The organism is Kaistella treverensis (assembly GCF_900114045.1).
Lineage (GTDB): Bacteria > Bacteroidota > Bacteroidia > Flavobacteriales > Weeksellaceae > Kaistella > Kaistella treverensis.
The window spans coordinates 112,114-125,552 of record NZ_FORQ01000001.1; the positions used below are offsets into that span (position 1 = coordinate 112,114).

Below are 13,439 nucleotides of genomic sequence, written 5' to 3' on the forward strand. Positions count from 1 at the left end.
CTTATTTTCATTTATGAATTAACGTCTGCTTTTTCCGGCATCGGGATTGGCACGTCGTAATTTCCTATTCCGTAATTTCCGGTTAATGCGTCCGGATTATCGATATACCATTCGAATTCATCACGGAAATGACGGATTGCTGCTGCCACAGGCCACGCCGCAGCGTCACCAAGCGGACAAATCGTGTTTCCTTCAATTTTTCGCTGTACGTCCCAAAGCAAATCAATATCATTTCTTGTTCCCTGACCGCTCGCAATTTTCTTTAAAATTTTGAACATCCACGGCGTTCCTTCACGACATGGCGTACATTGGCCGCAACTTTCGTGTGCGTAGAAATGCGAAAGAGACATCGTATGTTTCACTACGGACTGGTCTTCGTCTAAAACGATAAATCCGCCTGAACCCATCATGGTTCCGGTTGCAAAACCACCTTCAGCCAAAGATTCGTAATTCATATAGCGCGGCTCGCCATTAATTGTTCTCAGCAATAAATTTGCAGGAACAATCGGCACTGAACTTCCACCCGGAATACAGGCTTTCAGTCTTTTACCGTTAGGGATTCCACCACAATATTCATCAGAATAAATAAATTCTTCCACAGTGATGGTCATATCTATTTCGTAAACTCCGGGTTTATTGATGTTTCCACACGCAGAAATCAATTTCGTTCCGGTAGATCTTCCGACACCAATTTTAGCATATTCAGCTCCACCCAAATTAATGACTGGTACAACTGCGGCAATGGTTTCTACGTTATTCACCACGGTCGGGCAGGCCCAAAGTCCTTTAACAGCCGGGAATGGTGGTTTCAGACGCGGGTTTCCACGCTTGCCTTCCAACGATTCCAAAAGTGCGGTTTCTTCACCACAAATGTAGGCGCCGGCGCCACGGTGAACATAAATTTCTAAATTATATCCGGTTCCCTGGATGTTATTTCCTAAAAATCCAGCGGCTTTTGCTTCTTCAATCGCAGCTTCCAGAATGTCCGGAATCCAGGAATATTCACCACGAATGTAGATGTACGCGGTGTTTGCACCCAAAGCGTAAGAAGAAACAATCATTCCTTCGATCAGTGAATGCGGAATATATTCCATCAAATACCTGTCTTTGAAAGTTCCCGGTTCAGATTCATCAGCATTTACAACTAAATATCTTGGTACGCCTTCGGGTTTTGCCAAAAAGCTCCATTTCAAACCGGTTGGGAAACCTGCGCCGCCACGTCCTCTTAAACCGGAAGTTTTCACCTCTTCGGTGATCGCGTCTGGTTCCATTTTCAGCGCTTTTTCCACAGATTCGTAGCCACCGTGTTTACGGTAAACATCGAAAGTGCGGATGCCTTCTACATGTGCGTGCTTAAGTAAAAGTTTTTTACTCATCAGTTTTATAAATTAATCCAAAGCAAGCGCGCCCTGTCTGCATAGCTCCAGGATTTCGTCTACTTTTTCTTTCGTTAAATGTTCGTGATAAAATTTGCCGAGCTGCATCATCGGTGCATAACCGCAGGCGCCAAGACATTCCGCCGTTTTCAGCGTGAATAAACCGTCTGCTGTGGTTTCACCGTTTTCAATATGAAGCGTTTCTTTGATGTGGCGGATGATTTCATCGCTGCCGTTCAGCATACACGGTCCGGTTTGGCAAACTTCCAAAACATATTTACCCACAGGTTTCATGTTGAACATGCTGTAAAATGTCGCCACTTCATATACTTCAATGGGTTGAATTTCTAAAAGTTCAGCCACATAATCCATCACAGGAACCTGAAGCCAGCCACCGAATTCTTTCTGTGCTAAATGCAACACCGGAATCAATGCGGACTTTCTGTGCTGTGCAGGATATCGCTCGGTTATTTTTTGAACCTGAGCTAATGTTTCAGGTTGAAAAGCTATATTTTCGCTCACTTTATATATTTTATATTCTAAGTTTCAGCAGGCTGAATCTTACTTTATACTTTGTTTTTTACCGGCTAAAACGGCATATTTTCCTGAATTCTAATTTTTTTTAAACTGTCTAAAAAATGATATTTAAAAAATTTGGCCTTTAAAGCCGGTATTTTTTTAAATTTTTATGCGTCCAGTTCGCCGGCAATTACATTCATACTACACATCGTTACAATCGCGTCTGATATCGGTCCGCCTTTGATCATTTCCGGATAAGCCTGGTAATAAATAAAACACGGTCTTCTAAAATGCAGTCTGTACGGGCTTCGTCCGCCATCGCTTACAAGATAGAAACCTAATTCGCCATTTCCGCCTTCTACGGCATGATATACCTCACCTTTTGGAACATCTGTTTCGCCCATCACGATTTTGAAATGGTAAATCAATGCTTCCATTTTAGTGTAAACGTCTGCTTTTTCCGGTAAATAAAATTCCGGTACATCTGCGTGGAACGGACCGTCCGGTAAATTTTTGTAAGCCTGTTCGATAATCTTCAAACTTTCCCAAACTTCCTGCTGACGCACCATAAATCGATCATACGTATCACCGGAAGTTCCGACCGGAATTATAAAATCGAAATCCTGATAAGAAGAGTAGGGATCAGCAACGCGCACGTCATAATCAACGCCGGTCGCACGCAAGTTTGGTCCTGTAAAACCGTAGCTTAAAGCGCGTTCTGCAGAAATTGGTCCGGCTTTAATGGTCCGGTCCATGAAAATTCTGTTTCTTTCATTCAAAGCACAGAATTCACTGAAAATTTTCGGGAATTTCTTTAACCAATCCTGAAGGAATTCATGAAACTTCGGTGTGAAGTCTCTTTCGAAACCGCCGATTCTTCCCATGTTTGTGGTTAATCTGGCGCCACAAACTTCTTCGTACATATTATAAATCTTCTCTCTTTCCTGGAAAAGATAGGTTAATCCTGTAATTGCACCTGCATCCATTGCGATAACACCGTTACAGATCAGGTGATCGGAAATTCTTGCAAGCTCCATCATAATCACACGCATATAATCTACGCGTTTTGGCATTTCAATACCGATGAGTTTTTCTACCGTCATGTGCCAACCCATATTGTTGATGGGCGCTGAACAGTAGTTCATACGGTCTGTAAGCGTAGTGATTTGAGTGAAACTGCGTCTTTCTGAAATTTTCTCAAAAGCACGGTGAATGTATCCGATTGTTTGCTCGGAATGCAGAATTTTCTCACCATCCATGGTCAGAACATTCTGGAAAATACCGTGTGTCGCCGGGTGCGTAGGACCAAGGTTCAGGGTGTAAAGCTGTCCGTCGATATGATCGCTGGATTCTTGCTGACTGAGTATATTAGAGAGTGCGTTATCTTTCATAATAAAAAATGGCTTAAGCTTATTTCTTAAGCATTAAATTAATTAACGGCCGAACATTTTATCATCCTTATCCGTTCTGGTGCCGTCTTCCAGGCGATATTCTTTCAACATCGGGTGATAATCCATGTCTTCTACATTAAGGATTACACGTAAATCCGGATGACCTTTAAATTTAATTCCGAAAAATTCGAAAGTTTCGCGTTCCATCCAGTTCGCGCCAGCATAAAGATCGGTTAATGTATCTACTTCCGCGTTTTCACGGGGCATAAAAGCTTTCAAACGAATTCTGAAATTCGTTCTCATATTATGTAAATGGTAAATAACACCGATTTCTTTTTCGGGAATTTCCGGGTAATGAATGCCGGTAATATCGGTAAGAAAGTCAATTTGAAGCGAAGAATCTCGAAGGTGATGAATCACTTTTTTGATGTCTTCTTTCTTAATTTCTAAAGTTAAAAAATCGTAAGGTGTAGCGTAAGAAATCAGCGATTCGGGAAATTCTCTGGTAATCGCTTCGAGCACAAATTCGTTTGTCATTCCTTTAATTTATGTCGTAAGATTCCAACAATTTTCTGTATTCCGGCATATCTCTTCTGCGGATGCTTTCGCTTTCGCACAGTGCCTGAACCTGCATTACTCCCTCGATAATCTGTTCCGGGCGCGGTGGGCATCCAGGTACATATACGTCAACAGGAATAATTTTATCGATTCCCTGTAAAACAGAGTAGCTATCGAAAATACCGCCACTGGAAGCACAAGCTCCAACTGCGACTACCCATTTTGGTTCTGCCATCTGCGTGTAAACCTGTTTTAAGACAGGACCCAATTTTTTAGCAATGGTACCGCACACCATCAGCATATCTGCCTGGCGTGGTGAGAATGAGTTTCTTTCCATTCCGAAACGAGAAGCATCGAAAGTTGGATTTAAGGTTGCCATAAATTCAATACCGCAACATGAAGTAGCGAAAGGTAAAGGCCATAAAGAAAATTTACGCGCCATACCGATGACACTGCTGAGATTGGTGGCGAAAAAACCTTCGCCTTCGTAACCTTCCGGCGCTTCCGCGTCCATCCGGATTACTGGTTTATTATTTTCTGACATTTTGTTTTCTTAAAATTGTTAAACTATTTGTCCCAATCCAATGCACCGCGTTTCCAAACGTAAATAAACGCCAGGAAGAATATTGAGATAAAAGTGAGAACTGCTAAAAATCCTTCCACACCAAATTCGCGGAGGTTTACAGCGTAAGGATAGAAAAATACAATTTCTATATCAAACAGCACGAATAAAATAGCGGTAAGAAAATACTTAACAGAGAATGGTGTACGGGCGTTTCCTTCTACATCAACACCACATTCAAAACTTTCATTTTTCTTGGTGTCACCCGCTTTCTGGCGGGGTCCTAAAAAATGGGTTCCTAATATGGAGAGTAAAACGAAACCTGCACCAACAGCAATCTGAATAAAAATCGGGATATAATCAGCGGGAACATTCATTAGACATATTTTTACTTGTGCAAATTTACGCAATATTGTATAATAGAAAAAATTATATCCATCAAAACTATGTTTTACTTTTTCCTGATATTTTTCAGTCTTTTAAGAACTTCGTAGGCCAGATAGCCGATGTACAGAAATAAAAAGCTGGCAAACAGAATATTGATGATTGCGTTGGTCTTTTCGTCTTCAACCTGAAAAAACTGGTTGTAAACGATAAAAGCGATAATCATCATGACGTAAAAATACAGCTGCTTTTTCATCGGAAAAGTTGAGTTTGTGGGGTGATGTCCATCGCGTAAGTCCGGCGGCGTTTGTGGTTCACCGGATTATAGTCCTGCCAAAGCACCTGTACGCTTTTGTTTTCTTCCAGTTCCGGATTTGTTTCGAGTAATTTTACCCCTTTTTTGCTGAAATTTTTCCAGATTTCTTTAAAGATAAGCGATGTTACACCGCGTCTTTGGTAATCCGGATGAATACCAATCAGGTAGAAATTGGCGCGCAGATTTTTTTTACCGGCCTGGAGGAAGTGATACCAGCCAAAAGGTAAAAGTTTACCTTTCGCTTTTTGCAACGCAAGGGAGTACGACGGCATGGTGATGGCGAAAGAAACCAATTCCTTATTTTCATCAATGATACACACAATATAATCCTTATCGATAAAATTAAAATATTTGTCTTTGTAAGTTTGAATTTGTTCGTCGGTGATCGGTGTATATGTCGAAAGCGACTTATACGTTTGGTCTAATAATTTAAACATCGGGAAAACATAGGGTAAAATTTCCTGTTTGTTTTTAAACTCCAGAACGCTTAATTTATATTTTTCGGCGATTAAATCACTAAATTTTTGGATTTTATCTGAAAGAACTTCGGGAAATTGAAGTTCATATTCCACCCATTCTTTTTCCTTCTTTAAACCTAATTTTTCTAAATGTTCCGGATAGTACGGAAAATTGTAAAGCCCGATCATTGTGGCGAGTTTTTCAAAACCCATCGTCAGCATTCCGGCTTTGTCCAGATTGGTGAAACCCATAGGACCTTCAATCATCTGCATTTCTTTTTCTTTGGCGAACTCAACCGCTTTGTTCATTAGTGATTTTGAAACTTCCAAATCATCGATGAAATCCAGCCAGCCAAAACGTACTTTCCTGTGTCCCAGGTCTTCAACTTCTTTGTAGTTAATAAGCACCGCGATACGACCTACAACTTTGTTATCCTTCAGCGCGAGGTATCTTTTGAACTCCGAAAATTTAAGTGCTGCGTTTTCTTTCGGGCTCCAGATGTTTTCTTCATCTTTGATGAGAGGCGGAACGTAATTTTTATTATTTTTGTACAGATTCATCGGAAATTCGATGAATTTTTTTAAATCATTTTGAGTTTTCACTTCAAAAATTGTAACTACAGACATCAGGTTCAATTTGGAAAAAACAAAGATAAATGATTCAGTGCAAAATCAAAATTTTGGCACGTTTTTTATTATTATCTAAGAATTTATAAAATCAGAAAAAATAGAAAGAATGACAGGGTATTATTTAATTATTGGGATTTCAATGTTGGTGAGTTGGTTAGTGTCGGCGCGGTTGAAATCTAAATTCCAACACTATTCACAAGTCCACTTGCGCAATGGTTTATCAGGCAAAGAAATAGCCGAAAAAATGTTGCGGGACAATAATATCAATGATGTACGAGTGATTTCAGTTCCGGGGCAGTTAACCGACCATTACAATCCGGCAGACAAAACGGTAAATTTATCTGAAGGTGTTTATATGCAGAGAAATGCAGCTGCTGCCGCAGTTGCAGCTCACGAATGTGGACACGCTGTGCAGCACGCAGTAGGATATTCGATGTTGCAACTTCGTTCGAAACTGGTTCCGATGGTAAACATTAGTTCCAATTTGATGCAGTTTGTTTTAATCGCAGGTATCGTTTTAATGGGCGCAACGCGAACCATTGAAAATCCAAACGGAAATACCACAGTTTTAGCAATCGGTGTGGCATTATTTGCGGTGACAACGCTTTTCGCCTTCGTAACTTTACCGGTGGAATATGACGCAAGTAAACGCGCGATGGTTTGGTTAAAAAATACCGGTACCGTGACAAGCGAAGAATATGTTGGCGTGAAAGATTCATTAACCTGGGCAGCAAGAACCTACGTGGTAGCAGCATTAGGGTCATTGGCACAGCTTCTTTATTGGGCTTCAATGCTGATGGGACGAAGGGATTAATCCAAAAACTTAAAAGAAATATTTTGCATCTCAGCCAGTTGGTTTGAGATGCTTTCTTTTTCAGCCGATTTTATTACCGCCTTAATTGTGCATTTTTCTTCAGTTATAAAATCCTGGATTTTAGCGTTAAATTTATTCAGCAAGGTGAAAATCACGTTCTGTTGTGAAAAGTCAAACGAAATTTCAATTCCGCTTTGCAGTTCTTCGGTAATGATTTCTGCTTCTGCCAAAGCTGCTCTCGCCGACTCTTTATAAGCCCGAACCAAACCTGAAACACCCAGTTTCGTTCCGCCGTAATACCGAACAACAATTACCAAAGTATTAGTAAGATTATGCGCTAGCAATTGGTTGTAAATTGGTAAACCCGCACTGCCGGAAGGTTCGCCATCGTCATTAGCCCTGTAATTTTCACCGTTAATGCCCAGGCGAAAAGCGTAACAATGATGCGTAGCTTTTGGATGGATTTCTTTTATCTGCTGCAACGCGTCCTTTATTTCAGCATCATTACGGACAGGAAAAGCAAAACCGATAAATTTGCTCCCTTTTCCCCGGAAAAAAATATTTTCTACCGGCGCTTTTATCGTTTCAAATGAAAACTCCACGCTTAAAAATTTTGGTAAAATTCTACAAAATTCTGCCGCATTTTAAGCACTTTTTCCGGTTTTGCCGAAAGTATTGACGCTTTTGTTCCATTTTCTAAAAGCAGGTTTTCATTCTTAATGATGATTGCTTCATCCCAAAGATTATTGTTGATGAATTGCTGCAAAGTAAATGCGCCACCTTCAACTAGAACAGACTGAATTTGCAGTTCATATAAATGCTTCAGCATTTCTTCCGCCACATTTTCGCGGTTGATTTTTACAAAAATCAGGTCATTTAGCACGGAATTTTTTTTTGTATTGAAAACGATGGTTTTGGCTTCACCATTAAATATTTTGAAGTTTCCCTGAACTTTTAAATCAAGGTCGACGAGAATCCGAACTGGATTTCTTCCTTCGACTTCTCGTGTAGTTAAACTTGGGTCGTCTGTTAAAGCTGTTTTTGTACCTACCAAGATTGCTTCTTCCTGACTTCTAAGCAAATGTACAAATTGCTTCGTCAAAGAATTTCCAATTTGTGTCGGCTGCCGATTTTGGTCTAGAAAACCATCACCGGATTCCGCCCATTTCAGCACAATGAAGGGTCTTTTTTTCTCCTGAAAGGTAAAAAAGCGCTTGTTGGCAATCTTACATTTTTGCTCCAAAATGCCCGAAATAACTTCAATACCTGCGTCTTCGATTATTTTTTTACCTTTTCCGTTCACGGCTTTATTGGAGTCCAGACAGCCGATAACCACCTTTTTAAAACCGATTTCCACAATTTTATTTGCGCACGGCGGTGTTTTACCAAAATGTGAACACGGCTCCAGCGAAACGTAAATTGTTGATTCTTTCAGCAATTCAGGATTTCTTACCGATTTAATGGCGTTAATTTCAGCGTGGTTTTCACCTGCTTTTTCGTGAAATCCTTCACCGATAATTTCGCCTTTATGAACAATAACGCAGCCTACAATCGGGTTCGGATAAGTTTTTCCGAGTGCTTTGTACGCCAGATCCAGGCAGCGCTGCATGTAAAATTCATGGTCCATGGTATGAAAAAACACCCAAATTAGGGTGTTGAATTTTATTTAATATTTTTCAGCCTGATTGTAGGAATCTTGTAATCCACTACATTAATGAGGATTTCATCCCGCATTTTTGCCATCGCGCGCGCTTCCCATTTGATGTTATTATAAGCACGTTTCACGTAAGAAAATATTAAAAATGTATTTCCTGAACCATGTTCAATGGTTACGAACCGGTCCACGACATAATCCACAAATGGTTCACCTTCCGCAGGGGTTTCCGAAATAAAATAATCTACGACAAACTCTGTTCCGTCTTTATTTTGCGAAACATTTACTTTAGCAAGTTTATCAGTCTTTTCTCGAGCCTGTATCTGTTCTACTTTTTGGCGAACAGCCTGTTCAATATCAATTTCCTTGTTAAAATAAGAAATGTCTAGCAACTGTGTGAAGTTTTCAATTTTTTCCTCACGCGGCAGGTACTGTTGGCGAACTAAAGTTTTAGACGCCTGCTTACTCCAGGACAGAAAAAATTCTGTTCCATGTAAATCTATTGGTCCGGGAACGGAAATCATATCCACTTTTTCCTGCGCGTTGAAATTAGACGCTATAAAAAAAAGAAAGATTAAAAATAAGTTTTTTAGCATTTTTTAAAAGTTTTCGCCGGCGACGATATTGTGCAGGCTTTTTTTCATGGTTTCAATCTGAGATTTTTTCTCATCGATTTTTGCATAGGTATCTTTTAGCAACGGATTTTCGCGTGAAGAATTGCTGAAAAAACCTAAATTATTTTCCATTTTTACCACTTCAGCTTCCAAATCTGCAATTTGATTTTTAATTTTTCTTGCTTTATCGGTCAGCTGATTTTCACTTAAACCTTCTTCTTTCAGGTCGTATTCATGGATTTGGTTCAGTTTCAGTTTTTCGCGAAGCGTTTTATTAAACTCGGTATTGATGTTTATCTTCTCGCGCGGAACTTTGCCGATATTATTCCAGCTGTTTTTTATCTGTTCAATTTTTTCAATGCTTCCTTCTTCATTTCCAATCGCTTTTAATTCCTCCAGAAGTTGCTTTTTATTTTTGAAATTTTCTTTCCAGTTATCACCCGCGGTATTGTTCTTCTCGCGGTAATTGCTGAAAAATACGTTACACGCTTCGCGAAAATCGTCCCAAACTTTGTTGGTCATGCTGCGTGGTACATGTCCGATTTTTTTCCAGTCGTCCTGCAGTTTTTTATAAAGCGGAACCGCAATTTCCCAGTCTTCGCTCAGCATATTGTCCTTTGCGGTTTGGATTAATTTCAGTTTTTCATCCAGATTGGTTTGCTGAGAATTTTTTAAGCCTTTATAAAACTCATTTTTGCTGACGTTGAAGCTTCGCAGATTTTGTTTGAAATCATTCCAGTTTTGGTTCGAAAATTTTCGCGGAACGTTGCCCAAACGCAAAAATTCCGTACGCAGTTCTTCCACTTTGTTAATCGCGTTTTGCCAGTAACTGTGGTTCACTTCTTTTCCCGGAGTAACCAGTTTTTTTAGTTCTTCAATTATTTCGTTCTTTCTGGCCAAATTTTCATTCAGTTCTTTTTCAAGCTGCTCATTAAGTTCAGATTTCCGGTCATGAATTTTATTCGAAAGTTCCTTAAATTCATCCCAGGTTTTTTCACGGAATTCTTCCGCAACCGGTTCTGCTTCTTCTTTCCACAATTTGTGAAGGTATTGCAGCTCATTTAGTGCTTTCTGAACCGAAGGTTCTGTAAGAAGTTCCTTAGCACGTTCAATAATATGGGTGCGTTTTTCCAGATTATGCGCAAATTCCTGTTCCATATATTCCTTATTCATATCAAGCATTTGATAGAATTGGTTTAAATGGTGGAAATAGTTGTTATTCAGAAGCTTAAATTCCGATTTGGCAACTTGTCCGGCGTTTTTCCATTCATCTTTTATCTCGCGGATTGCTTTAAAAAGGTTGGTTCCGGGTTCGGTGTTGGTATAAAGATTTTTAAGCTTGTCAATGATATTTTGGCGATGCTCCAGATTTGCACTTTGGTTTTGCTCCTGTTGCTGATGATACTTGTCTGTTTTCTCGCGGAAACTGTGCAGAATAGCAGAAAGTTTTCCCTGTGAAGCATTGTGTGCTGTGAAAAGTTCTTCCGGATTTCCTTCCGCCACGAAATCTGCTTTCAGACTGTTGTTTTCCTCCAGAATTCTTTGGTTTGCTTCTTCTTTCAGCTGGTTAAATTTTCGGTAATGCGCGGCGCCGTCGTCCATTTTTGTAATGCTTTCCATCTCTGCTAAAACTTCAGCTAAAGACAGATTCGCAAAACTCATTTTATCTTCCGGCTCTTTTGTTTTTTCCTGAACTTCCGCAGTTATTTCCGGCTCTTCGGCCATAATTTCTGCTAAATCAGTTTCGGCTTCTTCAGAATTTTCAATTGCTGTTTGCTCAGAAATTTCCTCGTTATTTGGCAAATTTTCCTCATTTTCCGAAACATTCACATCATCAGCAGAATTTTCGGAACTTAAAACTGAATTTTCTTCATTTTGAACTTCGGAATTTTCAGGAAAGTCGGCTGTTTGTGCCGCAGAATTTTCTTCTGAAGTGCTTTCAGCAGTAACTTCAGTTTCGTTTCCGGAAGTTTGTTCGGAAGTTGTTTCCGTTAAAAATTGGTCAACCGGCGTTTCTTTTCCGGGTTTGTCAGAAAGAGAATCTTCTGTAATCATAGCAAACTGTTTTTTTTGTTGAAGTTGCCGCAAGCTTGGCAAACTGTGCACTAAATTAACCTAATTTTTTTAAATGTTCCAAATTTCCCAGGCTTTTTCTGCTTGCATTTTCAGCATATTTTCACCATTTACCGTTGCAGCTTTCTGCGCCGCAGCTTTTTTCAAAAATTCGGTTTCTGCGGGATTATAAATAAGGTCGATGACCAGATGCTCCGCGGAAAGGTTTTCAAAAGGAAAATCCACGGAATCTGAAACGTTCGGAAACGTGCCCACCGGTGTACATTGCACGATAATTAAATTATTTTTTACCGCCTCTTTTGGCAGATTTTCGAAGTTTATCTTTCCGTTCCGGAAAACAGTTTGATACGGAATTTGGTGTTTTTCCAAAACGTATTTTACGGCTTTTGCGGCGCCACCATTTCCTAGCACCAGCGCCGATTTTTGTGTTGAATTTTTGTGCAAAAGCAAAGTGTCTTCAAAACCAAAAGCGTCGGTGTTATAACCGATTTTTTTTCCGTTCTTAAATAAAACCGTATTTACAGCGCCGATTTTTTCCGCTTCGTCACTTAATTCATCCAAAAACGGAATTATTTGCTCTTTAAAAGGAATCGTGACATTAAAACCGCGCAGATTTTCGGTTTTAAAGATTTCTTCAACTTCCGAAATATTTTGCAAATCAAAAATAGAATATGAAAAATTTGGCAGTTTTAGCTCGGAAAATTTCTGTTCAAAATATTTTTTTGAAAACGAGTAGGAAATATTTCTTCCCATCAGCCCGAATTTTACCTGTTCCTCCATCGTTCAAAAATAATAAAAAAAGACCGGCAAAATGCCAGTCTTTTTGATTTTCTAAAAGTGTTTTTGCTTCACTCAAATTTTAAAAATTAACTGCTTTAACGGCAAGTTTTTCTAAAATTACTGCACGATGAATTTTAAACTTTGAGAACCGGCTTTTAAAATATATAAACCTTTGGTTCTGTTTTTCAGCAAAACAGTTCCCGAATTTTTAAAGTTTTGCTCCACAGTCTGGATTAACTTTCCGTCCATTGAGTAAATTTCAACTGCAGAAATCTCATTTAATCCAAGTCCGGACAAATGAATTTCGCCGTTTTTTACCGGATTCGGATAAATGGAAATTGATTTTTTAGTCGCCAAAACTTCACTGCTGGAAAGGGTAGATTTCCAAATCATGCTGATCCATTCCGGATGATCGATAAAAGGATTACGGTTTTGCTGTCTAGCGTAAATCGCATTATTTCGGTCGATTTCCTTTTGCGAAACCGGGTCCTGCGCCGCCCATTTCAACATTAAATTGATGTACCACTGTTTGTAGCCGCGGTCTGTTGTTCCGTCAAGCGGATTTTGGTCGCTCTGGAAATCGCTGAACGACGTGAGTTTGCTTTCATAACGCGTTACAAAATATAAATGCATTCTCGCAAAATCACCTTTGAATTCATCAATCGGTTCGAAAATGGTACCGCTGTAACCCGGAAAATTTGACGGTCCAATCTCACTTCCGTTGGTGGAAACCCAAACGGGCGCAATAGTTTCGCCGTAAGGATAATTTCCACGCTGGCTGTTTACATAATAATCGGAGGGAACCACGAAATGCGCGTCATTTGCCATCGGCGCGATTTGTCCACCGAAATAACTTTTCGGCAAAGAATGTTCGCGGTTGTAACAAAAACCTTCTCTGTTTTGGTTCGCAGAACCGCATTGGTCGCCACCGTCATTGGAAGACCCGATGCTGAAGTTATAAGCGTCCGCAGCAACAGGTTTTTCAGAATACATATCAAGCAAAGTACCGTCGTTTTCGTAGTATTTATCTACATCGGACGTTGCGTAAGTTGTCCATAAACCGCCGTAACCGAGGTCGAGCGCGCCATTGGAAATAATGGTGCTGAGTTTTGTTTTCAGTGCGTAGCCGGTCAAACCTTCCGTGCCGTCGTAATAGCTGGCGGGCGCTTGCGCGAAACTCAAAGAAAATAGAAAACTGAGCAAAAAAGTAGAGTATTTTTTCATATTTTTAGAAATTTTTGAAGGTCAAAGTTACTTAAAAAAATAAATTCCGCCGGATTTGGTGAAATTTAATTGAAATTTTTTCGGTG

Annotated in this window: 15 protein-coding genes; 1 reads left to right on the forward strand and 14 read right to left on the reverse strand. The window is 39.8% G+C overall.

The genetic code is table 11. The annotated features are described in order from the left end of the window. Window positions 1-11: 11 nt before the first annotated feature. From nuoF to BMZ55_RS00615, 8 genes are all read right to left on the reverse strand, one after another. Window positions 12-1,376, reverse strand: coding sequence for an NADH-quinone oxidoreductase subunit NuoF (gene nuoF / locus BMZ55_RS00580; protein WP_089817739.1), 1,365 nt, complete (start codon window positions 1,374-1,376; stop codon window positions 12-14). 12 nt (window positions 1,377-1,388) lie between these two features. After that, window positions 1,389-1,898, reverse strand: coding sequence for an NADH-quinone oxidoreductase subunit NuoE family protein (locus BMZ55_RS00585; protein WP_039345398.1), 510 nt, complete (start codon window positions 1,896-1,898; stop codon window positions 1,389-1,391). Between the two features lie 164 nt (window positions 1,899-2,062). Next, the gene (locus BMZ55_RS00590) at window positions 2,063-3,286 is read right to left on the reverse strand and encodes an NADH-quinone oxidoreductase subunit D (RefSeq protein ID WP_089817741.1); all 1,224 of its coding nucleotides are present in this window, start codon (window positions 3,284-3,286) and stop codon (window positions 2,063-2,065) included. A gap of 42 nt (window positions 3,287-3,328) precedes the next feature. Further along, complete coding sequence (locus BMZ55_RS00595; RefSeq protein WP_039345392.1) at window positions 3,329-3,823, reverse strand: NADH-quinone oxidoreductase subunit C; 495 nt, start codon at window positions 3,821-3,823, stop codon at window positions 3,329-3,331. Window positions 3,824-3,827: 4 nt separating this feature from the next. After that, window positions 3,828-4,388 (reverse strand): NADH-quinone oxidoreductase subunit B, encoded by a 561-nt coding sequence (locus tag BMZ55_RS00600; protein WP_089817743.1) that lies wholly within the window; start codon window positions 4,386-4,388, stop codon window positions 3,828-3,830. A gap of 23 nt (window positions 4,389-4,411) precedes the next feature. Then, window positions 4,412-4,783 (reverse strand): NADH-quinone oxidoreductase subunit A, encoded by a 372-nt coding sequence (locus tag BMZ55_RS00605; RefSeq protein ID WP_039345388.1) that lies wholly within the window; start codon window positions 4,781-4,783, stop codon window positions 4,412-4,414. 74 nt (window positions 4,784-4,857) lie between these two features. After that, window positions 4,858-5,046 carry a hypothetical protein gene (locus BMZ55_RS00610; RefSeq protein WP_089817744.1) on the reverse strand — a complete coding sequence of 63 codons (189 nt, stop codon included), beginning with the start codon at window positions 5,044-5,046 and terminating at the stop codon, window positions 4,858-4,860. Continuing rightward, window positions 5,043-6,191 (reverse strand): GTP cyclohydrolase, encoded by a 1,149-nt coding sequence (locus tag BMZ55_RS00615; RefSeq protein WP_089817746.1) that lies wholly within the window; start codon window positions 6,189-6,191, stop codon window positions 5,043-5,045. Before BMZ55_RS00615 ends, BMZ55_RS00610 begins: the two co-directional genes overlap by 4 nt. Window positions 6,192-6,300: 109 nt before the next feature. Here BMZ55_RS00615 and BMZ55_RS00620 point away from each other — a divergent pair, with 109 nt between their 5' ends. Continuing rightward, window positions 6,301-7,008 (forward strand): zinc metallopeptidase, encoded by a 708-nt coding sequence (locus tag BMZ55_RS00620; protein ID WP_039345382.1) that lies wholly within the window; start codon window positions 6,301-6,303, stop codon window positions 7,006-7,008. Here the strand turns inward: BMZ55_RS00620 and BMZ55_RS00625 are convergent. From BMZ55_RS00625 to BMZ55_RS00650, 6 genes are all read right to left on the reverse strand, one after another. Continuing rightward, on the reverse strand, window positions 7,005-7,610 hold the full coding sequence (locus BMZ55_RS00625) for an IMPACT family protein (protein ID WP_089817748.1): 606 nt from the start codon (window positions 7,608-7,610) through the stop codon (window positions 7,005-7,007). The genes BMZ55_RS00620 and BMZ55_RS00625 overlap by 4 nt on opposite strands. Window positions 7,611-7,612: 2 nt before the next feature. Then, the gene (gene ribD / locus BMZ55_RS00630; protein ID WP_089817750.1) at window positions 7,613-8,635 is read right to left on the reverse strand and encodes a bifunctional diaminohydroxyphosphoribosylaminopyrimidine deaminase/5-amino-6-(5-phosphoribosylamino)uracil reductase RibD; all 1,023 of its coding nucleotides are present in this window, start codon (window positions 8,633-8,635) and stop codon (window positions 7,613-7,615) included. A gap of 35 nt (window positions 8,636-8,670) precedes the next feature. Continuing rightward, window positions 8,671-9,258 (reverse strand): hypothetical protein, encoded by a 588-nt coding sequence (locus BMZ55_RS00635; RefSeq protein ID WP_089817752.1) that lies wholly within the window; start codon window positions 9,256-9,258, stop codon window positions 8,671-8,673. 3 nt (window positions 9,259-9,261) lie between these two features. Continuing rightward, the gene (locus BMZ55_RS00640) at window positions 9,262-11,331 is read right to left on the reverse strand and encodes a DUF349 domain-containing protein (protein WP_089817754.1); all 2,070 of its coding nucleotides are present in this window, start codon (window positions 11,329-11,331) and stop codon (window positions 9,262-9,264) included. 69 nt (window positions 11,332-11,400) lie between these two features. Further along, complete coding sequence (locus BMZ55_RS00645; RefSeq protein WP_089817756.1) at window positions 11,401-12,129, reverse strand: shikimate dehydrogenase family protein; 729 nt, start codon at window positions 12,127-12,129, stop codon at window positions 11,401-11,403. Window positions 12,130-12,246: 117 nt separating this feature from the next. Then, on the reverse strand, window positions 12,247-13,353 hold the full coding sequence (locus BMZ55_RS00650) for an endonuclease (protein WP_089817758.1): 1,107 nt from the start codon (window positions 13,351-13,353) through the stop codon (window positions 12,247-12,249). Between the last annotated feature and the right edge of the window lie 86 nt (window positions 13,354-13,439).

Excerpts from the sequence above, each read along its gene's own strand:
- nuoF (WP_089817739.1), bottom strand. The coding sequence starts at position 1,376 with ATGAGTAAAAAACTTTTACTTAAGCACGCACATGTAGAAGGCATCCGC.
- BMZ55_RS00605 (WP_039345388.1), bottom strand. The coding sequence starts at position 4,783 with ATGAATGTTCCCGCTGATTATATCCCGATTTTTATTCAGATTGCTGTT.
- BMZ55_RS00645 (WP_089817756.1), bottom strand. The coding sequence starts at position 12,129 with ATGGAGGAACAGGTAAAATTCGGGCTGATGGGAAGAAATATTTCCTAC.
- BMZ55_RS00635 (WP_089817752.1), bottom strand. The coding sequence starts at position 9,258 with ATGCTAAAAAACTTATTTTTAATCTTTCTTTTTTTTATAGCGTCTAAT.
- BMZ55_RS00595 (WP_039345392.1), bottom strand. The coding sequence starts at position 3,823 with ATGACAAACGAATTTGTGCTCGAAGCGATTACCAGAGAATTTCCCGAA.
- BMZ55_RS00650 (WP_089817758.1), bottom strand. The coding sequence starts at position 13,353 with ATGAAAAAATACTCTACTTTTTTGCTCAGTTTTCTATTTTCTTTGAGT.
- BMZ55_RS00600 (WP_089817743.1), bottom strand. The coding sequence starts at position 4,388 with ATGTCAGAAAATAATAAACCAGTAATCCGGATGGACGCGGAAGCGCCG.
- ribD (WP_089817750.1), bottom strand. The coding sequence starts at position 8,635 with ATGGACCATGAATTTTACATGCAGCGCTGCCTGGATCTGGCGTACAAA.
- BMZ55_RS00620 (WP_039345382.1), top strand. The coding sequence starts at position 6,301 with ATGACAGGGTATTATTTAATTATTGGGATTTCAATGTTGGTGAGTTGG.
- BMZ55_RS00610 (WP_089817744.1), bottom strand. The coding sequence starts at position 5,046 with ATGAAAAAGCAGCTGTATTTTTACGTCATGATGATTATCGCTTTTATC.
- BMZ55_RS00590 (WP_089817741.1), bottom strand. The coding sequence starts at position 3,286 with ATGAAAGATAACGCACTCTCTAATATACTCAGTCAGCAAGAATCCAGC.
- BMZ55_RS00615 (WP_089817746.1), bottom strand. The coding sequence starts at position 6,191 with ATGTCTGTAGTTACAATTTTTGAAGTGAAAACTCAAAATGATTTAAAA.
- BMZ55_RS00640 (WP_089817754.1), bottom strand. The coding sequence starts at position 11,331 with ATGATTACAGAAGATTCTCTTTCTGACAAACCCGGAAAAGAAACGCCG.